18 protein-coding genes are annotated in these 21,856 nt (G+C 71.8%); 10 read left to right on the forward strand and 8 right to left on the reverse strand.

The window, feature by feature from the left end; genetic code table 11:
• Positions 1–172 precede the first annotated feature (172 nt).
• From ACWDR7_RS00790 to ACWDR7_RS00800, 3 genes are all read left to right on the forward strand, one after another.
• Positions 173–3,583 carry a DEAD/DEAH box helicase family protein gene (locus ACWDR7_RS00790; RefSeq protein WP_449853039.1) on the forward strand — a complete coding sequence of 1,137 codons (3,411 nt, stop codon included), beginning with the start codon at positions 173–175 and terminating at the stop codon, positions 3,581–3,583.
• Positions 3,584–3,654: 71 nt separating this feature from the next.
• Positions 3,655–4,941, forward strand: a complete 1,287-nt coding sequence (locus ACWDR7_RS00795) for an adenylosuccinate synthase (protein WP_449853040.1) — start codon at positions 3,655–3,657, stop codon at positions 4,939–4,941.
• A gap of 191 nt (positions 4,942–5,132) precedes the next feature.
• The gene (locus ACWDR7_RS00800; RefSeq protein WP_449853041.1) at positions 5,133–6,509 is read left to right on the forward strand and encodes a lactonase family protein; all 1,377 of its coding nucleotides are present in this window, start codon (positions 5,133–5,135) and stop codon (positions 6,507–6,509) included.
• Positions 6,510–6,549: 40 nt separating this feature from the next.
• Here ACWDR7_RS00800 and ACWDR7_RS00805 read toward each other — a convergent pair whose 3' ends face one another.
• The gene (locus ACWDR7_RS00805; RefSeq protein ID WP_449853042.1) at positions 6,550–7,308 is read right to left on the reverse strand and encodes an SDR family NAD(P)-dependent oxidoreductase; all 759 of its coding nucleotides are present in this window, start codon (positions 7,306–7,308) and stop codon (positions 6,550–6,552) included.
• Positions 7,309–7,419: 111 nt separating this feature from the next.
• On the opposite strand from ACWDR7_RS00805, the gene ACWDR7_RS00810 reads away from it, so the two are divergent.
• Genes ACWDR7_RS00810 through ACWDR7_RS00830 form a run of 5 tightly spaced genes read left to right on the forward strand, consistent with a single transcriptional unit; the run spans position 7,420 to position 12,605 of the window.
• On the forward strand, positions 7,420–8,595 hold the full coding sequence (locus ACWDR7_RS00810) for a thiolase family protein (protein ID WP_449853043.1): 1,176 nt from the start codon (positions 7,420–7,422) through the stop codon (positions 8,593–8,595).
• A 22-nt stretch (positions 8,596–8,617) separates the two neighbouring features.
• Positions 8,618–8,929 carry a chorismate mutase gene (locus ACWDR7_RS00815; RefSeq protein WP_449853044.1) on the forward strand — a complete coding sequence of 104 codons (312 nt, stop codon included), beginning with the start codon at positions 8,618–8,620 and terminating at the stop codon, positions 8,927–8,929.
• A gap of 37 nt (positions 8,930–8,966) precedes the next feature.
• Positions 8,967–10,493 carry an MmgE/PrpD family protein gene (locus ACWDR7_RS00820; RefSeq protein WP_449853045.1) on the forward strand — a complete coding sequence of 509 codons (1,527 nt, stop codon included), beginning with the start codon at positions 8,967–8,969 and terminating at the stop codon, positions 10,491–10,493.
• Positions 10,493–11,392, forward strand: a complete 900-nt coding sequence (gene prpB, locus ACWDR7_RS00825) for a methylisocitrate lyase (RefSeq protein WP_449853046.1) — start codon at positions 10,493–10,495, stop codon at positions 11,390–11,392. Before ACWDR7_RS00820 ends, prpB begins: the two co-directional genes overlap by 1 nt.
• 28 nt (positions 11,393–11,420) lie before the next feature.
• Positions 11,421–12,605, forward strand: coding sequence for a bifunctional 2-methylcitrate synthase/citrate synthase (locus ACWDR7_RS00830; protein WP_449853047.1), 1,185 nt, complete (start codon positions 11,421–11,423; stop codon positions 12,603–12,605).
• 106 nt (positions 12,606–12,711) lie between these two features.
• Here ACWDR7_RS00830 and ACWDR7_RS00835 read toward each other — a convergent pair whose 3' ends face one another.
• From ACWDR7_RS00835 to ACWDR7_RS00845, 3 genes are read right to left on the reverse strand one after another with little or no spacing between them, the layout of a single operon-like run.
• Positions 12,712–13,434 (reverse strand): hypothetical protein, encoded by a 723-nt coding sequence (locus ACWDR7_RS00835; protein ID WP_449853048.1) that lies wholly within the window; start codon positions 13,432–13,434, stop codon positions 12,712–12,714.
• Positions 13,431–14,354 carry an ABC transporter ATP-binding protein gene (locus ACWDR7_RS00840; RefSeq protein WP_449853125.1) on the reverse strand — a complete coding sequence of 308 codons (924 nt, stop codon included), beginning with the start codon at positions 14,352–14,354 and terminating at the stop codon, positions 13,431–13,433. The genes ACWDR7_RS00835 and ACWDR7_RS00840 overlap by 4 nt, the downstream gene beginning before the upstream one ends.
• Before the next feature lie 15 nt (positions 14,355–14,369).
• Complete coding sequence (locus tag ACWDR7_RS00845) at positions 14,370–14,738, reverse strand: GntR family transcriptional regulator (RefSeq protein WP_449853049.1); 369 nt, start codon at positions 14,736–14,738, stop codon at positions 14,370–14,372.
• Positions 14,739–14,849: 111 nt separating this feature from the next.
• Here ACWDR7_RS00845 and ACWDR7_RS00850 point away from each other — a divergent pair, with 111 nt between their 5' ends.
• Positions 14,850–16,241, forward strand: a complete 1,392-nt coding sequence (locus ACWDR7_RS00850) for a lyase family protein (protein ID WP_449853050.1) — start codon at positions 14,850–14,852, stop codon at positions 16,239–16,241.
• Between the two features lie 2 nt (positions 16,242–16,243).
• Here the strand turns inward: ACWDR7_RS00850 and ACWDR7_RS00855 are convergent, their stop codons facing one another.
• Complete coding sequence (locus ACWDR7_RS00855; protein WP_449853051.1) at positions 16,244–17,266, reverse strand: NAD(P)H-dependent flavin oxidoreductase; 1,023 nt, start codon at positions 17,264–17,266, stop codon at positions 16,244–16,246.
• Positions 17,267–17,367: 101 nt separating this feature from the next.
• Positions 17,368–17,838 carry an ASCH domain-containing protein gene (locus tag ACWDR7_RS00860; protein WP_449853126.1) on the reverse strand — a complete coding sequence of 157 codons (471 nt, stop codon included), beginning with the start codon at positions 17,836–17,838 and terminating at the stop codon, positions 17,368–17,370.
• 232 nt (positions 17,839–18,070) lie between these two features.
• On the opposite strand from ACWDR7_RS00860, the gene gdhA reads away from it, so the two are divergent.
• Positions 18,071–19,429 (forward strand): NADP-specific glutamate dehydrogenase, encoded by a 1,359-nt coding sequence (gene gdhA / locus ACWDR7_RS00865; protein WP_449853052.1) that lies wholly within the window; start codon positions 18,071–18,073, stop codon positions 19,427–19,429.
• Between the two features lie 99 nt (positions 19,430–19,528).
• Here gdhA and galK read toward each other — a convergent pair whose 3' ends face one another.
• On the reverse strand, positions 19,529–20,725 hold the full coding sequence (galK, locus tag ACWDR7_RS00870; protein WP_449853053.1) for a galactokinase: 1,197 nt from the start codon (positions 20,723–20,725) through the stop codon (positions 19,529–19,531).
• A complete protein-coding gene (gene galT / locus ACWDR7_RS00875) occupies positions 20,722–21,846 on the reverse strand; it encodes a galactose-1-phosphate uridylyltransferase (RefSeq protein WP_449853127.1) in 1,125 nt (374 codons plus the stop codon). Before galT ends, galK begins: the two co-directional genes overlap by 4 nt.
• Between the last annotated feature and the right edge of the window lie 10 nt (positions 21,847–21,856).

Below are 21,856 nucleotides of genomic sequence, written 5' to 3' on the forward strand. Positions count from 1 at the left end.
GTAACCGGTTATCCGCGAGGAACACATCCCCTGGACGTCCTTCCCGGTCACCTGCAATGAACAACCTCTCACCGACCGCCGACATTCCCGTCACGGGCCGGATCTGCCGACCACACGCGATGTCGCACGGCGCCGATACGCTGATCCTGATTTCTGTGTGATCGGGGGATCGGTGAGCAACTTCGGGTTCATCCGCGACGAGTGGCCGGAGCTGTATGAGGTGTGTCAGCGCGCGGAGTCCTACGTCGTCACGGACCCGCAAGCGGCGGGCAAGTACGCGCGCAGCGCGATAGAGGCACTCGTCGAGTACCTCTTCGTCGAGGTCTTCGGTCTGCCCGAACCGTACCGCAGTGACCTCAACGCGCGGATGAACGACAACCAGTTCAAGCTGCGCACGTCCGTCGTGAACGGGAAGATGAACATCATCCGCCGGGTCGGCAACGACGCCGTCCACGAGAAGCGAAAGCTCTCCGGGCGCGAGGCGCTCGAGCTGCTGCGGCACCTCTTCGACGTCGTCGTCTGGACCGTCAAGCACTACTCGACGTTCCCCGATGCCGCGCCACTTGGGTCGCAGTTCGATGTCGAGATCGTGAAGCGACGCGCGCCTCTCACGGCCGAGCAGCAGGTCGCGCTCGCGAGGCGGATCAAGGCGGATCAGGAGGCCGCCGAGCGGGCACTCGCGGAGCGCGATGCCACTCTCGCCGAGCGCGACGCCGAGATCGCGCGGCTGCGGCAGCAGATCGCGGCGGCGCAGGCGGCGGACATGACTGCGGACACTCACGACTATCGCGAGGACGACACTCGTCGTCAGCTCATCGACCTCCTCCTCCACGAGGCGGGGTGGCCGCTCGATCAGCCCCGAGACCGCGAGTACAGGGTCGAGGGCATGCCGGTCATCCCCGGCGTCAACGAGTCGGGCATCGGGTACGTCGACTACGTGCTGTGGGGCGCCGATGGACTCCCGCTCGCGCTCGTCGAGGCGAAGCGCACGATCAAGGATCCGGCTGCCGGTGGCCCGCAGGCGAAGCTGTACGCGGACCGGCTGGAGGCGGTCACGGGGCAGCGGCCCGTCATCTTCCTGTCCAACGGCGATCGGCACCAGATCTGGGACGACGCCGCCGGCTACCCGCCGCGCACCGTCGCCGGCTTCTACACGCGGGACGAGCTGGAGCTGATGGTTCAGCGCCGCGCGCTCCGTCAGCCACTCACGGCTGCTCCCGTCGACACGGCCATCGCTGGGCGTCCGTACCAGCTCCGCGCGATCGCGAAGGTGGGGGAGCACTTCGATGCGCTCCAGCGCAGGGCACTGCTGGTCATGGCGACCGGCACCGGGAAGACCCGCACCACGGTCGCGCTCGTCAAGCAGCTCATGACGCAGGGCTGGGTCAAGCGCGTGCTGTTCCTCGCCGACCGAACCGCGCTCGTCAGTCAGGCCGGCCGGGCGTTCTCCGAGCACCTTCCCGACGTCGCCACCGTGAATCTCACGTCTGACAAGGTCACCGAGGGTCGCGTCTACCTCTCCACCTACCCGACGATGATGAATCTCATCGACGGCGACCGCGGCCCGCGCGGCGAACGGCGATTCGGGCCCGGATTCTTCGATCTCATCGTCATCGACGAGGCGCATCGCTCGGTGTACCAGAAGTACGGCGCGCTGTTCGACTGGTTCGATGGGCTGCTGCTCGGTCTGACCGCCACGCCCGTGGACGACATCGCGCGGAGCACGTACCGGCTGTTCGGCCTCGAGCCCGGCGTGCCGACAGACTCGTACCCGCTCGATGAGGCGATCGCGGACGGTTACCTCGTCGGGCCGGAGGGCTACTCATATGACCTCGGCTTCCACCGCCGTGGCGTGCGCTACGACGACCTGTCTGAGGAGGAGCAGGAGGAGTGGGACACCCTGGATTGGGACGAGGAGGGTGACCACGACGATCCGCCGACCGAGGTCGAGGCGGTCCGGGTCTTCCGCACACTCTTCAACGCCGACACCGTCGACAAGGCGCTTGCCGAGCTCATGACCCACGGCCACCGGGTGGCGGGAGGCGACAGGCTCGGCAAGACGATCGTCTTCGCGAAGAACCAGCGCCACGCGGACTTCATCAAGGAGCGGTTCGATGCGCAGTACCCCCACCTCGGTGGGGACTTCGCCCAGGTGATCACCCACGCCTCCGCGTACGCGCAGAGCCTCATCGACGACTTCTCACAGCCGGCAAAGGCCCCGCACATCGCGATCAGCGTCGACATGCTCGACACCGGCATCGACGTGCCCGAGGTGCTCAATCTGGTGCTGTTCAAGGAGGTGCACTCGAAGACCAAGTTCTGGCAGATGATCGGGCGCGGAACGCGGCTGGCACCGGGGGTGTTCGGCGACACGGGCGACTCCTCGACCGACGACAAGTCGGGCTTCCGGGTCTTCGACTTCTGCGGCAACCTCGACTTCTTCCGGATGGAGCCCGCCGATCGCGCTGCTTCCGTGCCGGCATCGCTGGGCAGCCGACTCTTCGCGACGCGCGCGGCGCTCGTCAGCAGGATCGCCCCGGGTACGGACGACGCGGAGGCCCGCGCCTCTGCCGCCGCGTGGCTGAGCGAGTTCGTCGCCGGGATTCCCGCCGAGTCGTTCGTCGCGCGCCCGCACCGGGAGCTCATCGAGCGATACCGGGACATCGCGGCGTGGCAGGCACCGATCGGCGCGGCCGAGGCGGGAGACGTCGCCGCCGCGCTGGGCGGCATGCCGACGGCAGTGGCCGACGACGACGAGCAGGCGAAGAGGTTCGACCTGCTCCTGCTGCGCCGTGAGCTAGCGCAACTCGAGGGGGACGAGGCGACCGCGCGTCGCATGCGCGACAACGTGCAGCAGGTGGCGAGGCTGCTGCTCGAGAAGCTCGCGGTCCCTCAGGTCGCGGACCAGGCAGAGCTTCTCGAGGCGCTCACGAGCGACGAGTGGTGGGAGGGCGTCACGCTGGCGATGCTCGAGCACGCGCGACGCGCGATCCGAGGCCTCGTCCAGTTCCTCGACAGGAAGAAGCGCAAGGTCGTGGTCGTGGACTGGGCTGACGACCTGGGCGAGGGGCGCGGCGTGGACCTCCCGATCGTCGCCGTAGGGGTCGACCAGGCGCGCTTCCGCGAGAAGGTCACGGCGTACATCCGCGCGCACCGCGATCACCTCGCCATCCAGAGACTGCGTCGCAACCTGCCGCTGACCGATACGGACCTCACCGAGCTCGAGCGGATCCTGATCGAGCAGGGCGAGGGCACCCCGGAGGCGCTCGCGAGGGTGACGGGCGACCGAGGACTCGGCATCTTCGTCCGGTCGCTGGTCGGCCTCGACCGCTCGGCGGCTGAGGCCGCGTTCGCCGCTCGGCTTGCGTTCGGTGGCCTGACGTCGGGTCAGATGGAGTTCCTGCGAATGGTCGTGGACGAGCTCACCAGCCGAGGCGAGATGGACCCGAGGCGCCTCTTCGACAGCCCCTACACGGATCGCGAGTCCACGCGCATCGACGTCGTCTTCCCTGACGAGGAACACCAGCGGATTGTCGTGGACGTTCTCCGCGAGATCGAGGCGTCCGCCACGCCCGCCGCCTGACGCGCGCGAGGGCGTCGTCGGGGCGCTCGATAGGATCGACGGGTAGCGCACCCGATCAGAGGGGGGAACCCGTGCCAGGCATCGTCATCGTGGGCGTCCAGTGGGGCGACGAAGGCAAGGGCAAGGCCACCGACCTGCTCGGCGACCGCACCGACTGGGTCGTGAAGTTCAACGGCGGCAACAACGCCGGCCACACGGTGGTGGTCGGCGACGAGAAGTACGCGCTGCACCTGCTGCCCTCCGGCATCCTGTCGCCCGGCGTCAACGCCGTCATCGGCAACGGCGTCGTGATCGACCCCGAGGTGCTCTTCGCCGAGCTGGACGCGCTCTCGGCGCGCGGCGTGGACGTGTCGAAGCTGCGCGTGAGCGCGAACGCGCACCTCATCACGCACTACCACCGCACGCTCGACAAGGTGACCGAGCGCTTCCTCGGCAAGAAGCAGATCGGCACGACGGGCCGCGGCATCGGTCCCGCGTACGCCGACAAGATCAGCCGCGTGGGCATCCGCGTGCAGGACCTGTTCGACGAGTCGATCCTGCGCCAGAAGGTGGAGGGCGCGCTCGACCAGAAGAACCACCTGCTCGTGAAGGTGTTCAACCGCCGCGCCATCACGGTCGAGGAGATCGTCGACGACCTCCTCTCGTACGCCGACCGCCTCGCGCCGCTCGTGGCCGACACCGGCTACCTGCTCGACGAGGCCCTGAAGCGCGGCGAGGTCGTCGTGTTCGAGGGCGGCCAGGCCACCATGCTCGACGTCGACCACGGCACCTACCCGTACGTCACGTCGTCGTCGGCGACGGCGGGTGGCGCGTCCACGGGATCGGGCGTCGGCCCGAACCGCCTCGACCGGATCGTCGGCATCGTCAAGGCCTACACGACGCGCGTCGGCTCCGGGCCGTTCCCGACCGAGCTGTTCGACGAGCAGGGCGACTGGCTGCGGGCGAAGGGCTTCGAGTTCGGCACGACGACGGGCCGCCCGCGCCGCGTCGGCTGGTACGACGCGCCCATCACGCGCTACGCGACCCGGATCAACGGCATCACCGACCTCGTGCTCACCAAGCTCGACGTGCTCACGGGCCTCGAGCAGATCCCCGTGTGCGTGGCGTACGACGTGGAGGGGCGCCGCTTCGACGAGGTGCCGGTGAACCAGACCGACTTCCACCACGCCCAGCCGATCCTCGAGCACTTCCCGGGCTGGAGCGAGGACATCTCGGGCTGCCGCACGTTCGAGGACCTGCCGCAGACGGCGCAGGACTACGTGCTCGCACTCGAGCGCATGAGCGGCACGCGCATCTCGGTCATCGGCGTCGGCCCCTCGCGCGACCAGGTGATCGTCCGCCACGACCTCGTCGACTGAGCCTCACTGGCCGCGGGCCTCATCGGTTGCTGAACGGAGCGGCCGCTGGCCGCGGAGAGGAAGCGACCACCGCAAGCCCGCCGGCCGGGTTGCGCTGGTCGCTTCCTCTCCGGCGCGCTGCACGCCTGCGTTCAGCAACCGAGGGTTGTGGAGGTGTCGAAGGCGCGGCTGCGGCGGGGCAGGATGGGCGCATGAGGTTCTTCATCGGCGGGCGCGGATCGGACATGGGCGGCGACGGCGCCGGGATCGGCGTCGTGACGGCGGGCGAGGCCGACGCGCCGCTGGCATCCGGGCCGCTGGCGCATCGCGGCGATGCGGTCGAGACGCCGTCGCCCACGTGGCTCGCGCCGCACCCGTCGGCGCCCGTGCTGTACGCCGCGCTCGAGGGCGCGCAGCAGGTCGCCGCGTTCCGGCGCACGGGCGAGGCGACGCTCATCCCGCTGGGCGAGCCCGTCGCCGCCGGCGAGGCCGTCTGTCACGTGGCCGTGGCGCCCGACGGCTCGCGCCTGATCGCCTCGTGCTGGGGCGACGGCCGCGTCGTGCACATTCCCCTCGCCGCCGACGGCCGCCTGGGCGAGCCCGCCCTCGCCCCGGAGGCCCACGACCCGTACTCCGCCGAACCCGCGCCCGATCCGCGAGCCCGCATCGGATCGGGCGCGGGCTCGGCGAACGAGGGCGGGTTCGGCGACGACACGGCCCTGCCCGACTGGGCGGGGGCCGTTGATCTCGGGGCGCTCGTGGGCGGCGGGGCAGACCCGGGGCGGATCGCGGCGATGCTGGCCGGCACGGACGACGGATCGGATCCGGCCGCCGAACTGCGGGCGCTGCTCGGCGGGAAGGCGGATCCGTTCGACGACCCCGCGGTGCGCGGACTCCTGGAGCAGGTGCGCCGGGGCGGCGACGCGGGAGTCGGCGAGCCCGGCGACGCGCTCGCCGACGCCCTGCGCGGCGGTGCGCCCGCGCCGGCCGAGCCGCGGCCGTCGCGCGCACACGCGGCGCTGTTCCTGCCCGACGGGCGTGTGGCGACGACCGATCTGGGCTACGACCTCGTGCGGTTCTGGCGCGTGGGCGCGACCGGCCTCGTGCCGGATCACGAGGTCGTGCTGCCGTTCGGCACGGGGCCGCGGCACATGGTGCTGCACCCCAGCGGCTTCCTCTACGTGGTGACCGAGCTCTCGTGCGAGGTGTTCGTGCTCGCGCGCGGGGCCGACGGCCGGTGGGCGCTGCGCGCCGGCGCGCAGACCGGAGCCGCCGAGGGCGACACGGCCGCCGAGCTCGCGCCCTCGCGCGACGGGGCGTTCCTGTACGCGGGCCTGCGCGGCAGCGACACGATCTCGGTGCTGCGTGTGGCGGGGGACGGCGACCGCCTCGAGCCGGTCGCCCTCGCCGAATCGGGCATCGTCACGCCCCGCCACCACGCGATCGTGCGCGACACGCTGCTCGTCGCGGGCCAGGGGTCGAGCGAGATCGTCTCGCTGCCGCTCGACGAGCGCACCGGCTTCCCCGGGCGCGTGCGCCACCGCCTGGACTACCCGACGCCCACGCGGATCCTCCCGCTCGGCCGCTGATCCGCCCGCCGGCTGATCCGCCCGGCCGCCGACCCCCCGACTAGGACGGCCCCATGCGCAGGGCGCCGTCCATGCGGATCGTCTCGCCGTTGAGGTAGTCGTGCTCCACGATCGTCTGCACGAGCCGGGCGAACTCGTCCGGCCGCGCGAGGCGGCGGGGGAACGGGATCGCCTCGGCGAGCGAGGCGCCCACCTCGGGCCCGAGCGAGGCGAGCAGGGGCGTGTCGACGATGCCGGGCGCGATCGTGTTCACCCGGATGCCGTGCGCGGCCAGATCGCGGGCGGCCGGCAACGTGAGGCCCACGACGCCGCCCTTCGACGCGGCGTACGCGGCCTGGCCGATCTGCCCCTCGAACGCGGCGACCGAGGCCGTGTTGACGATCACGCCGCGCTGGCCGTCGCCGTCCGGCTCGGCGCGCGCGATCCGCTCGGCGCCCAGGCGCAGCACGTTGAACGTGCCCACGAGGTTGACCTCGACGACCCGGCGGAACAGCTCGAGGTCGTGCGCGCCGCGCGAGGAGAGGACCTTGCGGGCCGGCGCGATCCCCGCGCAGTTCACGACGACGCGCAGCGGCGGATCGCCCTCGCCCAGCGCGTCGAGCGCCGCCGACACCTGAGCCGCGTCAGTCACGTCGCCGCCGACGTACCGGATCGCGTCGCCCCACGTGCGGCCCTCGACCGCCTCGGGCAGGTCGAGCGCGACGACGAGCGCCCCCGCGTCCGCGAGGCGCTCGGCGGTCGCGGCGCCGAGTCCCGAGGCGCCGCCCGTGACGAGGGCGGCGGTGTGGGTGAGCTCCATGATTCCTCCTGCGTCGCTGCGGGGGTGGACGCGGGCACCGGCGTCCTGTGACCATTCGAAGGGATCGACGCGCCGATGTCGAGGGCGACGCGGGCGCAAGAAGGAGTGGACATGCAGAACGCGGTGATCGTGGACGCGGTACGGACCCCGTCGGCCAAGGGCAAGCCGGGCGGCGCGCTCGCCGAGGTGCATCCCGTCGACCTCGCGGCGCACGTGCTCGCCGTGCTGCTCGAGCGCAGCGGGCTCGAGTCGGCGCAGGTGGACGACGTGATCATGGGCTGCGTCAGCCAGCTGCGCGATCAGGGCTCCAACATCGCGCGGCAGGCGGTGCTGGCCGCCGGGTTCGACGAGTCGGTGCCGGCCGTGACCATCGACCGGCAGTGCGGATCGAGCCAGCAGGCCGTGTCGTTCGCGGCGCAGGGCGTGATGGCCGGCGCGTACGACGTCGTCATCGCCGCCGGCGTCGAGTCGATGAGCCGCGTGCCGCTCGGCTCCTCGGCCGAGGGATCCGTGCGGGCGGAGGGGATCGCGCGGCGCTACCCGGACGGCCTGGTCGGTCAGGGGGTCTCGGCCGAGCTCGTCGCGCGCAGGTGGGACCTTTCTCGCGAGCGGCTCGATGCCTACGCCGCGGAGTCGCACCGCCGCGCGGCGGCGGCGTGGGAGGCCGGGCTCTTCGACTCGCAGGTCGTGCCCGTGCCGGTCGGGGCCGGCGCGTTCGACCGCGACGAGACCATCCGCCCCTCGACCACGGCCGAGGCCCTCGCGGCGCTGCCGCCGGCGTTCCGCACGCCCGAGCTGGAGGCGCGCTTCCCCGAGGTGACGTGGGACATCACGGCGGGCAACTCGTCGCCGCTGACCGACGCGGCCTCCGCGGTGCTCATCATGAGCGAGGAGCGCGCCGAGCGGCTGGGGCTGCGGCCGCGCGCCCGGTTCCACGCCTTCAGCGCGGTCGGCGACGATCCGCTGCTCATGCTCACGGCGCCCATTCCGGCCACGCGGCGCGTGCTCGAGCGCGCGCGGCTGGGGCTCGACGACATCGACGTGTACGAGGTGAACGAGGCCTTCGCGTCCGTGCCGCTCGCGTGGGCCGCCGAGCTCGGCGCCGACCCGGAGCGACTCAACCCGTGGGGCGGCGCGATCGCGCTCGGGCACGCGGTGGGGGCGTCGGGCACGCGCGTGCTCGGCACCATGCTCGCGCACCTCGAGCACACGGGCGGCCGCTACGGGCTCCAGACGATGTGCGAGGGCGGCGGCATGGCGAACGCGACGATCATCGAGCGGCTCTGATCCGGCTCGGTAGGCTCGCGGTATGAGCACGCCCGAGGACCCGTACGCAGCGCTGCTGCGCCTGCGCGCCAGCATCGACAACATCGACGCGGCGCTGGTCTATCTGCTCGCGGAGCGCTTCCGCGCCACGCAGCAGGTGGGGCAGCTGAAGGCGCAGCACGACATGCCGGCCTCCGATCCGGATCGCGAGGCGCGGCAGGTGTCCCGCCTGCGCGAGCTGGCCGAGGCGGCGCACCTCGACCCCGAGTTCGCCGAGAAGTGGTTCAAGTTCGTCGTGGCCGAGGTGATCCGGCATCACGTCGCGGCGGGCGCCGAGGAGAACGAGCGGCCGTGACCGCGCCCGCCGATCCCGCCGCCGAGCAAGGAGCAGCATGACCGTCATCCATCCCGTCCGCACCTACCGCAGCGACGAGCCGCTGCCCCGCGAGCAGCAGCTCGCGTGGAAGATCGCCGAGGTCGCCGCCGACCCCGTCGAGGTGGACGACGACGTGGCGGAGATGATCGTCAACCGCGTCATCGACAACGCCGCCGTCGCCGCCGCCTCGCTCACGCGCGGGCCCATCAACGCGGCGCGCGCCCAGGCGCTGGATCACCCCGTCTCGCGCGGCGGGGCGGGATCGACGCTGTTCGGCTGCGCGTTCGACCGGCTCACGAGCCCCGAGTGGGCGGCGTGGGCCAACGGCGTGGCGGTGCGCGAGCTCGACTACCACGACACCTTCCTCGCGGCCGAGTACTCGCACCCGGGCGACAACATCCCGCCGATCCTCGCCGTCGCCCAGCACGCCGGATCGGACGGCCGCGCGGTGCTGCGCGGCATCGCCACGGGATACGAGATCCAGATGGACCTCGTGCGCGCCATCAGCCTGCACAAGCACAAGATCGACCACGTCGCGCACCTGGGCCCGTCGGCCGCCGCGGGCATCGGGACGATGCTCGGCCTCGACCCGGCCGTCGTCTTCCAGGCCGTGTCGCAGGCGCTGCACACCACCACCGCCACACGCCAGAGCCGCAAGGGCGAGATCAGCACGTGGAAGGCGCACGCCCCCGCGTTCGCCGGCAAGATGGCGGTCGAGGCCGTCGACCGGGCGATGCGCGGTCAGACGAGCCCCTCGCCGATCTACGAGGGCGAGGACGGCGTGATCGCGTGGCTGCTCGACGGTCCGGATGCCCGCTACGAGGTGCCGCTGCCCGCTCCCGGCGAGCCGAAGCGCGCGATCCTCGATTCGTACACGAAGGAGCATTCGGCCGAGTACCAGGCGCAGGCGTGGATCGATCTGGCCCGTCGCCTCGGCGCCGAGCGGCCGGAGATCCGCGACCCGCGCAACGTCGAGAGCATCGTGCTGCACACGAGCCACCACACGCACGTTGTCATCGGATCGGGATCGGGCGACCCGCAGAAGTACGACCCGACCGCGTCGCGCGAGACGCTGGACCACTCGATCCCGTACATCTTCACGGTGGCGCTGCAGGATGGCGGCTGGCACCACGTCGACTCGTACGCGCCCGAGCGCGCGGCGCGGCCCGACACCGTCGAGCTGTGGCGCAAGGTGACCACGGCGCTCGACGACGAGTGGACGCGCCGCTACCACTCGGAGGACCCGGACGAGAAGGCGTTCGGCGGGCGCGTGGAGATCCGCCTCGCCGACGGATCCACGATCACGGACGAGATCGCCGTGGCCGACGCCCATCCGCTCGGCGCACGGCCGTTCGCCCGTGCCGACTACATCCGCAAGTTCCGCCTGCTGGCCGAGCCCGCGCTCGAGCAGGACGAGATCGACCGGTTCCTCGAGCTCGCCCAGCGCCTGCCGGAGCTCACGGCCGACGAGGTGCGGCGCCTCACGATCGTGGCGCGCCCCGGCCTGCTCGAGCAGGCGCCGAGCCCGAGGGGACTGTTCTGATGCTGTACGCCCAGACACCGGCGCACGAGAAGCGGCGCCTGTTCCGCGAGCGGCTGGACTCGGGCGAGCTGCTGCGGTTCCCCGGCGCGTTCAACCCGCTGTCGGCCCGGCTGATCGAGCGCAAGGGCTTCGACGGCGTGTACATCTCGGGCGCGGTGCTGTCGGCCGACCTCGGGCTGCCCGACATCGGCCTCACCACGCTCACCGAGGTGGCCGGCCGCGCGCAGCAGATCGCGCGGATGACCGAGCTGCCCGCGATCGTCGATGCCGACACCGGCTTCGGCGAGCCGATGAACGTCGCCCGCACCGTGCAGACGCTCGAGGACGCGGGCCTGGCCGGCTGCCACATCGAGGACCAGGTCAACCCCAAGCGCTGCGGGCACCTCGACGGCAAGGAGGTCGTCGACGAGCACACGGCGCTGCAGCGCATCCGGGCCGCCGCAGACGCGCGGCGCGACCCGAACTTCCTGATCATGGCCCGCACCGACATCCGCGCGATCGAGGGCCTGGACGCCGCCGTGGAGCGCGCGAAGAAGCTCGTCGACGCGGGCGCGGACGCGATCTTCCCCGAGGCGATGGCCGACCTCGCCGAGTTCGAGGCCGTCGCGAAGGCCGTGGACGTGCCGATCCTGGCCAACATGACCGAGTTCGGCAAGAGCGACCTGTTCAGCGTCGACCAGCTGCGCGACGCGGGCGTGCGGATCGTGATCTGGCCCGTCTCGCTGCTGCGGATGGCGATGGGCGCGGCGGAGCGGGCGCTCGATACCCTGAACGACGAGGGCCGGCTCACGTCTCGCCTCGGCGAGATGCAGCACCGGGCCGACCTGTACGACCTGCTCGACTACGCGGGCTACAACACCTTCGATTCGGGCATCTTCGACTTCGAGATCACCAGGTGATCCGACGGATCTGCAAGGGAGCGAGATCGTGACGGACGAGATCAGGAAGGGCCTCGCCGGGGTCGTCGTCGACACCACCGCGGTGTCGAAGGTCAACCCGGAGACGAACAGCCTGCTGTACCGCGGCTATCCGGTGCAGCAGCTGGCCGCGACGCAGCCGTTCGAGGCGGTCGCGCACCTGCTGTGGCATGGCGAGCTGCCCACGGGCGACGAGCTGGCCGCGCTGCGCGCCGAGGAGCGCAGGCATCGCGCGCTCGCCCCGGAGGTGCGCGCGGCGATCGACCTGCTGCCGCTCGAGGCGCACCCGATGGACGAGGCGCGCACGGCCGTGAGCGTGATCGGGGCGGGCGACACCGCGGGATCCGCGTCGGTGATGGACGCGCTCGGCACGCCCGAGGAGAACCTGGCGCGCAGCGTGAGGCTGTTCGCCGCGCTGCCGGCCATCGTCGCGTACGGCCAGCGCCGCCGCCGCGGGCAGGAGCTCATCGCGCCGCGCGACGACCTCGACTACGCCGCGAACTTCCTCTGGATGACGTTCGGCGAGGAGGCGCATCCGGTCGTCGTCGACGCCTTCAACCGCTCGATGATCCTGTACGCCGAGCACTCGTTCAACGCCTCGACCTTCACCGCTCGCGTCATCACCTCGACGCTGAGCGACCTGTACTCGGCCGTCGTGGGGGCGATCGGGGCGCTGAAGGGCCCCCTGCACGGCGGCGCGAACGAGGCGGTGCTGCACATCTTCGACGAGATCGGATCGGCCGAGAACGTCGTGCCGTGGCTCGAGAAGGCGCTCGCCGAGAAGCGCAAGATCATGGGCTTCGGGCACCGGGTGTACAAGCGCGGCGACTCGCGCGTGCCCACGATGCAGGTGGCACTCGAGAGCCTGGCCGCGCACTACGACCGGCCCGACGTGCTCGAGCTCTACCGCACGCTCGAGCGCGAGTTCGTCGAGCGCAAGGGCATCTACCCGAACCTCGACTACCCGTCGGGCCCGGCCTACAGCCTCATGGGATTCGACACCCTCACCTTCACGCCGCTGTTCATCGCGGCGCGCGTGACGGGGTGGACGGCGCACATCATGGAGCAGCAGGCCTCCAACGCCCTCATCCGCCCGCTCTCGGAGTACAACGGCCCGGACGAGCGGCACGTGCAGGGCTACGAGCCGACCGAGGCCGAGCGCGAGGCGCTGCAGCGCGAGGCCGAGTCCGGCTGAGCCGCGCGCAATCGCACAGATCTCGCACCGCCTCCCAGGGTCCGGTCGAATCCCTGGGAGGAAGCGCGAGATCTGTGCGCGACGGCGCGGCCGCCGCAGGTGCCGGCTACACCGTCGCCTTGCGGAGCGTGGCGTAGGCGCCCACCGACAGCACCGCCGTGAGGAGCAGGCCCCACAGCGTCAGCACGAGCGGACCCGTCTGGGCGAACCACGTGATGACGGGCTCCCACGACTCGGTGCGCGTGATCACGAAGATCGCGACCACGAGGGCGAGGCCGAGCACGACGAGCACGCTCGTGAGCACGAGGGTTCCGAAGCGCTTCCAGATGGTGCCGATCCAGAAGCCCACGACGTACAGCAGCAGCGTGATGGTGAAGTAGGTGAGCCAGGCGGACGCCCACCCGGGCTCGAAGAACCACTCCAGATAGGCGATGCGCCCGTTCAGGCCGTACCCGTTCGTCGCGGCCTCGATGGCCGCCAGGGCCAGGAAGATCGTGGCCATCATCGCCGCGCCGATCGCGCCGACGATGACCGTTCCGACGAAGAACTCCCGCCGGGTGATGCTCATCGCCTGGGAGAAGGGGAAGCTCAGGGTCATCGCCTGGATGCCGATGGCGAGGAAGTACCACAGAGGTGCGTTGGCGCCCCCGGCCACCTTGACCTCGCCGCCGGGCACCATGCCGAAGATGAGCAGCGAGATCGCGATGGCGGCGCCGAGGATCAGCAGCGGCACCCACACGAACGACTGGGCGTTGATCAGCTGCAGGCGCACGACGTTCAGGGTGCGGCCCGCGAGGCTGCGGCGGGCGGGGGCGGTGGCGGTGGTCATCGCAGTGCTCCTTCGGTGCTGGTGTGTTCGATGCCGGCCGTGGCGCTCGCAGCCTCATGCTGGGTGAGGCGCACGATCAGCTGCTGGAGCGGCACGGGCGCGAAGTCGAGGCCCGCCGCGGCGACCTCCCGGCGCTCGGCATCCGTGAGCTCCCCGAGGAAGGTGACCGAGGCGACGCGTCCCAGCGACTCGCGGTGCAGCACCTCGCGGCCGCGCACGAAGCGCTCCGTCTGCTCGGCGTCGCCCACGATGTTCGTGGCCTGCCTGCGGGCCTCGTCGACCGACTGGTCCATGAGGATCCGGCCGCGGTCGATCACCAGCACCCGCTCGATCAGGTTGGAGATCTCGTCGATGAGGTGGCTCGAGAGGATGATCGTGCGCGGGTGCTCCGCGTAGTCCTGCAGCAGGCGGTCGTAGAAGATCTGGCGCGCCACGGCGTCGAGGCCGAGGTACGGCTCGTCGAAGAACGTGATCTCGGCGCGCGAGGCGAGCCCGATGATCACGCCCACGGCCGAGAGCTGGCCGCGCGAGAGCTTCTTGGTGATGGTCTTCAGCGGCAGCTGGAAGTCGTCGATGAGCTCGTCGGCCAGCCCCTGATCCCAGTTCGGGAAGAACAGCCGCGCGGAGGCGAAGGCCGTCTTGGCGTTCGCCTCGTCCGGGTACTTCTGGCTCTCGCGCACGAAGCACATGCGGTTGAGCACGCGCGCGTTCTCGTAGGGGTTCTCGCCGAAGACCCTGACGGACCCGCTCGTGGCGAAGTTCTGCGCGGTCAGGATCGACATCGCCGTGGTCTTGCCGGCGCCGTTGCGGCCGAGGAAGCCGTAGATCGCATCGCGCTGGATGGTGAAGCTCACATCGTCGAGCGCGAGCTTGTCCTTGTAGCGCTTGGTGAGGTTCTGCACCTCGATGACGGGGTCCATCATGGTCCTTCCGTGTCAGGGGGTGGGCTGGTTCGCGTGCTCGCTGATGAGCGCGCGGACGTCGTCGGGGGCGAGGCCGATGCGGCGGGCCTCGTTGAGCAGCGGCAGCACGTAGGCGTCGGCGAAGGCGGCACGCCGCTCGGCGAGCAGCAGCTCGCGGGCGCCCTCGGCGACGAACATGCCGATGCCGCGGCGCTTGTACAGCACGCCCTTCTCGACGAGCATGTTCACTCCCTTCGCCGCCGTGGCCGGGTTGATGCGATGGAACGCGGCGAGCTCGTTCGTCGACGGCGCCTGCGTCTCCTCGGGCAGGGTGCCGTCCACGATCTCGTCCTCCACCCGCTCGGCGATCTGGAGGAAAAGGGGCTTGCCGTCGTCTGGCACCGCGTCTCCCGTCGGTTTGTCGGTTAGTTACTCGACTAATGAACCATGGAACCAAGGGGATGTCAACGGGTCCCGGAAGCGAGCCGCGGCGGGCGGAGTAGGGTGGCGAAGGTGGGCAGCAGAATCCCGTCGATCGCCGAGGTTGCGGGCGACGCCGGTCGATTCACGGACTACAGCGTCCCCGACGCCGGCATCCGCGCCCTCTACACGCAGGAGAGCATCTGGCAGGCCTGGCTCGACGTGGAGGTCGCGCTGGCCCAGGCCGAGGCCGAGCTGGGCATCGTCCCCGCCGACGCGGCGGCGCGGATCACCGAGGTGGCGCGCCTGGAGAACCTCGATCTCGCGCGCGTCGTCGAGGGCATGCGCATCCAGGGGCATCCGCTCGTGCCGCTCATCGAGGAGCTCGTGCGCGTGGCCGGCGAGCCGGCGGGCGGCTGGGTGCACTGGGGCGCGACGAGCCAGAACATCACGCAGTCGGGCAACGCGATCCTCATCAAGCGCGCGCATCGGATCATCGATCAGCTGCTGCTGGACTGCCTGGAGGCGATGGCGGATCTCGCGGAGCGCTCGGCGACCATGATCATGCCGGGTCGCACGCACGGCCAGCACGCCGTGCCCATCACGTTCGGCCTCAAGGTGGCCACGTGGATCGACGACTTCCTGCGCGGCCACGACCGCATCCGCCGGGGCGTGCAGCCGTGCCTGCGGGTGATGATGGCCGGCGCCGTCGGCAGCTTCGGGTCGCTCGGGTCCATCGGCCCGAAGGTGCAGCAGCGCGTGGCCGAGAAGCTGCGGCTCGAGCCCATGCCCGTGCCCTCGCGGGCGCTGCTGTCGCCGCAGTCGGCCTACATCTCCGATCTCGCGCTCGTCGCGGCCTCGGCCGGCCGCGTCGCGATCGAGATCGAGACGGGCATGCAGACGGAGTTCGGCGAGGTGTCCGAGCCCGTGCCCGAGGGGTCGGTGGGCAGCTCGACCATGCCGCACAAGCGCAACCCCAAGCTGTGCGCCGACGTGCTCGACCTGTCGGCGCAGGTGCGCGCGCTGGCCCCCGAGGCCGTGGGCGCGGTGATCCACCCGCACGAGGCCGACGGCGGCGCGACGGCCAAGCTCGAGACCACCATGGCGAACGCGCTCATCGCGATGGGCGACATGCTCACGCGGCTGAAGATCGTGCTGCGCGGGCTCGAGCTGTTCCCCGAGCGGATGCGCCGCAACCTGGAGCTCAGCGGCAACATGATCGGCTCTGAGGCCGTCATGCTCGCCCTCGGCGAGGAGATCGGGCGCGACGAGGCGCACCGGATCGTCTACGAGATCGCCATGCAGGCGGTCCGCACCGACGAGGACGACTTCGAGGAGCTGCTCATCGACGACGAGCGGGTGGCCGGCGCCCTCTCCGCCCCGCAGATCCGCGACCTGCTCGATCCGACGAAGCACGTCGGCCTCTCGCCGCAGATCGCCCGCGACGCCGCCCACCGCGCCCGCGAGGCCGTCGCCGGACGCTGAGCTCAGGCGCCCTCGGCCAGCCGGCGGATGACGTCGCCGGCCGGGCCCTCGGGCGCCGCGCGGAAGCCCGTGCCCGCCCACAGGTGCACGAGGTCGGGGTCGCCGGCCCGGACGGCCGCCTGCCGCAGCTCGCGCGTGAGGCGGTGCACGGCGGGGTAGGCGACGGGGGCGAGCGCGCTGTAGGCGTCGGTGAACCGGGTGCGCAGGGATCGCGCCGGCCGGCCCGTGAACGCCCTCGTGAGCACCGTCTCGGTGAACGCGGGATCCGCAAGCGCCGCGCGGTGCACGGGATTCGTGCCCGCCTCGTCGGTGCGCAGCAGCAGGGTGCCCACGGCCACCGCCTCGGCGCCCGCGGCGCGCAGCCGGCGCACGGCGTCGGGGCCGTCCACGCCGCCGGCCGCGACAAGCGGGAGCGGCACGGCGGCCCGCACGTGCGCGACGACCTCGGCCGTCGGCACGTGCCCCGGCATGCGCTCCGGCTGGTGCACCGCGCTGTGGCCGCCGGCGTCGGGCCCCTGCACCACCAACCCGTCGACCCCGGCGTCGCGTGCGGTCAGCGCCTCCTGCGTCGTCGTGACGCTCGCGAGCACGCGAGACCCGGCGCGCTGCAGCGCGGCGATGTCGTCGGCGGAGGGCAGGCCGAACGTCAGCGACACGACGGGCACCGGATCCTCGGTGAGCAGGGCGAGCTTCTCGGCCCAGGAATCGTCATCGGTCCTCGGCGCGGCATCGAGGGTGAGGTCGTACCGCTCGGCCTCGGGACGCAGTGCCTCGGCGTATGCGGCCAGGGCGGCCGGGTCGGGCTCCTGTGCGGACGGCACGAACAGGTTCACGCCGAACGGACCGCCGTGGGCGCGCAGGCGCGAGAGCTGCTCGCCGAGGTCGGCCGGCGACGTGTAGCCGCCCGCGAGGAACGGGAACCCGCCGGCATCGCTGACGGCCATCGCCAGTTCGACGGTCGTCGGGCCTCCGGCCATGGGCGCGGCTGCGACGGGCAGACGGGATTCGAGCAGGGTAGAGGGCATCCATCGCTCCTTCCGGTGATCACACGCCACGCTACGTTGCGCATGGTCGCCGGTACACAGGCCTGGGGCGTGGGAGGACCGCCGAGCCGCGCTGGCCGGCCCTACGCGGGATAGACGAGGCGGAACCGTTCGCACACGACGGGCATCCGCTCGTCGAAGCCGCGGTCGTGTCGGGCGTTCTCGGTGAAGAAGCGCCGGTGGATGGCCCGCCACGAGGCCAGGCTGCGGTCGTCCTCGCCCTCGGCGCGGGCGTGCTCGGCCGTGACCTCGTCGAACGGCACCGTCTCGACGCTGACGGTCTGGATGACGGCGCGCGGCACGCCGGAACCGTCGAGGATCACGTCGAGCTCGCTGACACGCGTCACGTCCTCGCCCGCCGCGTCGTAGTCCCACAGCGAACCGGATGTGCCGGTCTTCAGGCCCGCGAGCACGAGCGCGAGCAGCCCGTCGGCGTGCTCGGGCGTGGCGCCGAACCCCCACACCCGATCGGCGTTCGGCGGCTCCGCGGGCAGTTCGGGGACCGCGCTGCGCGCCTCACGCCAGAACCGCGCGACGGACTGCGGCGAGGGCATCGGGATCACCCGTGAAGTCTAGGCCGAGTCCGATGTCGGACGCCGTCCCGGCCGGCGCGGGCGCCGAGAGGTCGCCCGACAAGCGGCCGGCGACGATGGCTCGGGTGGCCGCGGCGGCGAGGACGGTGGGCGCGAGGGCAGCGCGCGGACGATACGCTCTTCGGGTGCGCCACCGTCGAGGTCGCGCCGTTCCCCGCCGCGATTCATCCGCGGCACGTGGCACCCGATGCTGATGGAGAGCCCCATGCCGCAGCTGCACCCTCACCTCGTGCCGATCTTCGACGAGATCGTTCGGCGCAATCCAGGCGAACCCGAGTTCCGCCAGGCGGCCCAGGAGGTGCTCGAGAGTCTCGGGCCCGTGGTCGAAAGGCACCCGAAATACGCCGATGCCGAGGTGATCCGGCGACTGTGCGAGCCGGAGCGGCAGATCATCTTCCGGGTGCCGTGGGTGGACGACGCCCGTCGCACCCAGGTCAACCGCGGGTTCCGCGTCGAGTTCAACTCGGCCCTTGGCCTCTATAAGGGCGGCCTGCGGTTCCACCCGTCCGTCAACCTCGGCATCGTGAAGTTCCTCGGCTTCGAGCAGATCTTCAAGAACTCGCTCACCGGCATGCCGATCGGGGGCGGCAAGGGCGGTAGTGACTTCGACCCCAAGGGGAAGTCCGACGACGAGGTGATGCGCTTCTGTCAGTCCTTCATGACCGAGTTGTACCGCCACATCGGTGAGCACACCGATGTCCCGGCGGGCGACATCGGTGTCGGCGGTCGCGAGATCGGCTACCTCTTCGGTCAGTACAAGCGGATCACCAATCGCTACGAGTCGGGCGTGCTCACGGGCAAGGGGATCACGTGGGGCGGCTCCCTCGTGCGCACCGAGTCGACGGGCTACGGCACGGTCTTCTTCGCCGAGGAGATCCTGCGCGCGGCGGGGGATTCGTTCGAGGGGAAGCGCGTGATCGTCTCCGGCGCGGGCAACGTCGCGACCTACGCGATCGAGAAGGTGCACCAGCTCGGCGGCACCGTCGTGGCGTGCTCCGACTCGAGCGGCTACGTCGTCGACGAGGCAGGGATCGACCTGGACGTGTTGCGGGAGGTCAAGCACGTCCGTCGCGCGCGCATCGGCGAGTACACGGATGCGCGTTCGGGCGCGGTCTTCGTGGCGAACGGCTCGATCTGGGATGTCCCCGCCGACGTGGCGATCCCGTCAGCCACGCAGAACGAGCTGGACCAGAGCGGCGCGGCGGCGCTCGTCCGCGGCGGGGTGAAAGTGGTCGCCGAGGGTGCCAACATGCCCACGACCCCCCAGGCCATTCGCGTGCTGCGCGAGGCGGGAGTGACGTTCGCCCCAGGCAAGGCCGCCAACGCCGGTGGTGTGGCGACGAGCGCCTTGGAGATGCAGCAGAACGCCTCGCGTGACGCGTGGACGTTCGAGCACACCGAAGGGCGCCTGCAGGAGACCATGCGGTTGATCCACGACTGCTGCCTCGAGACCGCCGACGAGTACGGCGCACCCGGTGACTACGTGGTGGGAGCCAACATCGCGGGGTTCACGAAGGTGGCCGACGCGATGCTCGCGCTCGGCGTGATCTGACCCCGCCGCGATCGCACCATGTCGGCGTGCGGTCGGCCGCGTGGAGTCACGGCGGAGCCGACACCGCGCTGCGCGGGAACCGCTCCTCCGGCGGCGCGCTCAGGCGTCGCGGCCGGCGCCGGCGGAGGCGGTGACGGGGAAGATGCGCGGCGCCGCGAACCCGGCCGCCGCGAACGCGTCGGTCACGGCGCGCGTGACGCGCTCCTCCGATCCGGACTCGACGAGCGCGATCGCCGCGCCGCCGAAGCCGCCGCCCGTCATGCGTGCGCCGATCGCCCCGGCGGCGACCGCGGTGTCGACGGCGGTGTCGAGCTCGGCGACCGAGATCTCGAAGTCGTCGCGCATCGAGGCGTGCGAGGCCAGCAGCAGCTCGCCGATCGCGCGCGGCCCGTGCTCGCGCAGCGTGCGCACGGTGTCGAGCACGCGCTGGTTCTCGGTCACGATGTGGCGCACGCGGCGGTAGGTGACGTCGTCGAGCACCTCGCGGGCGCGGTCGAGCTCGGCGACCGCCACGTCGCGCAGTGCCGGCACGCCGAGCAGGCGCGCGCCGCGCTCGCAGGCGTCGCGCCGGTCGCGGTAGCCGCCGGTGGAGTGCGCGTGCGTCACCTGCGTGTCGATCACCAGCAGCACGAGGCCCTCGCGGGCGAAGCCCAGGTCGACGGGCTCGAACTCGAGCGAGCGGCAGTCGAGGAACGTCGCGGCGTCGGGGCGACCGAGCATCGACGAGACCTGGTCCATGATCCCGGTGGGGGCTCCGACGGCCTCGTTCTCGGCCGTCCGCCCGACCTGCGCGAGCTGGATGCCCTCGAGGCCCAGCTGCCACAGCTCGTCCAGCGCGAACGCCGCGGCGCCCTCGATCGCGGCCGACGACGACAGCCCCGCGCCCACGGGCACGTCCGAGGCGAAGGCGATGTCGAGGCCGGTGACGGTGTGCGGGGCGCGCCCCGACGCGTCCAGCGCGGCCCACGCCACCCCGAGCGGGTATGCGGCCCACTCGGGAACGTCGCCGCGACGCACGGCGGCGCCCGCCTCGCCCGCGAACGTGGCGGCGAGCTCGGCGAGCGGCAGCTCGACCGGATCCGAGTCGAACGTGGAGGCGACCCGGATGTTCCCGTCGGCGCGCGGCGCGACGGCGGCGTACGTGCGCCGGTCGATCGCGAACGGCAGCACGAAGCCCTCGTTGTAGTCGGTGTGCTCGCCGATCAGGTTCACGCGGCCGGCGGAGGACCACACCCCGGCCGGGGGCGCGTCGCTCAGCTTGGCGAGGAGGGCGCGGGCGTCGTCGAGCGCCGTCACGCGATCTCCCCCACCTCGGCCACGGCGGCGCGCAGGCGCTCGGCGGACTGCTCCGGCGGGATGTCGCCGATCCAGGCGCCCATGGCGGCCTCCGATCCGGCCAGGTACTTGAGCTTGTCGGCGGCGCGGCGCGGCGACGTCAGCTGCAGGTGCAGGCGAGCGCTGTCGCGCGCGACGTGCACGGGCGCCTGGTGCCAGGCGGCGATGTAGGGGGTCCCACGCGCGAACGCGGCCGTCGGCGGGGTGCTGTACAGGCGGTCCACGCCGCGCAGCAGGCGCAGGTACACGCGGGCGAGCTCGTCGCGCTCGGCGCCCGTGAGCTCGGCGAAGTCGGCGGCGTGGCGACGCGGAGCAAGGTGCACCTCGACGGGCCAGCGCGCCGCGAAGGGCACGTACGCGAGCCAGTGCTCGGCCTCGAGCACGACGCGCGGGCCCGCCTGCTCGAAGTCCAGGATGCGCGCGAACAGGTCGCGGCCCTCCCGCTCGATCGACTGCAGCAGCAGCTGCGTGCGCGGCGTGATGTACGGGTAGGCGTAGATCTGGCCGTGCGGGTGATGCAGGGTGACGCCGATCGCCTCGCCGCGGTTCTCGAAGGGGAACACCTGCTGCACGCCCGGCAGCGCCGAGAGCGCCTCGGTGCGATCGGCCCACGCCTCGATCACGGTGCGGGCGCGCGTGACGGGCTGGGTGCCGAACGATCCCTCGCGCTCGGGGCTGAAGCACACGACCTCGCAGCGGCCGACCGAGGTGAACGTGCGGCCGAGACCGGGGGCGTCCAGATCGCCCGGCGGGTTCTCGCCGGCCGGGGCCTCGCCCACGGCCTCCGCGAGGGCGGGACCGAACGAGGGCGAGCGGTTCTCGAACACGACGACGTCGTACACGTCGGGCACCTCCGACGGGTTCGTCGGGGTCTGCGGGGCGAGCGGATCGAGGTCGGCGGGCGGCAGGTGCGCGCGGTTCTGGCGCGCCGCGGCCACCGAGATCCAGTCGCCCGTGAGCACGTCGCGCCGCATCGTCGCCGTGGCGGGGCGCGGATCGAGCGTGCGCTCGTCGACGCGACGCTCGGCGGGCAGCGTCGTGCCGGCGTCGTCGAAGTAGATGAGCTCGCGACCGTCGGGCATGCGCGTGGCG

It is taken from the genome of Microbacterium sp. NPDC003461, assembly GCF_053588335.1.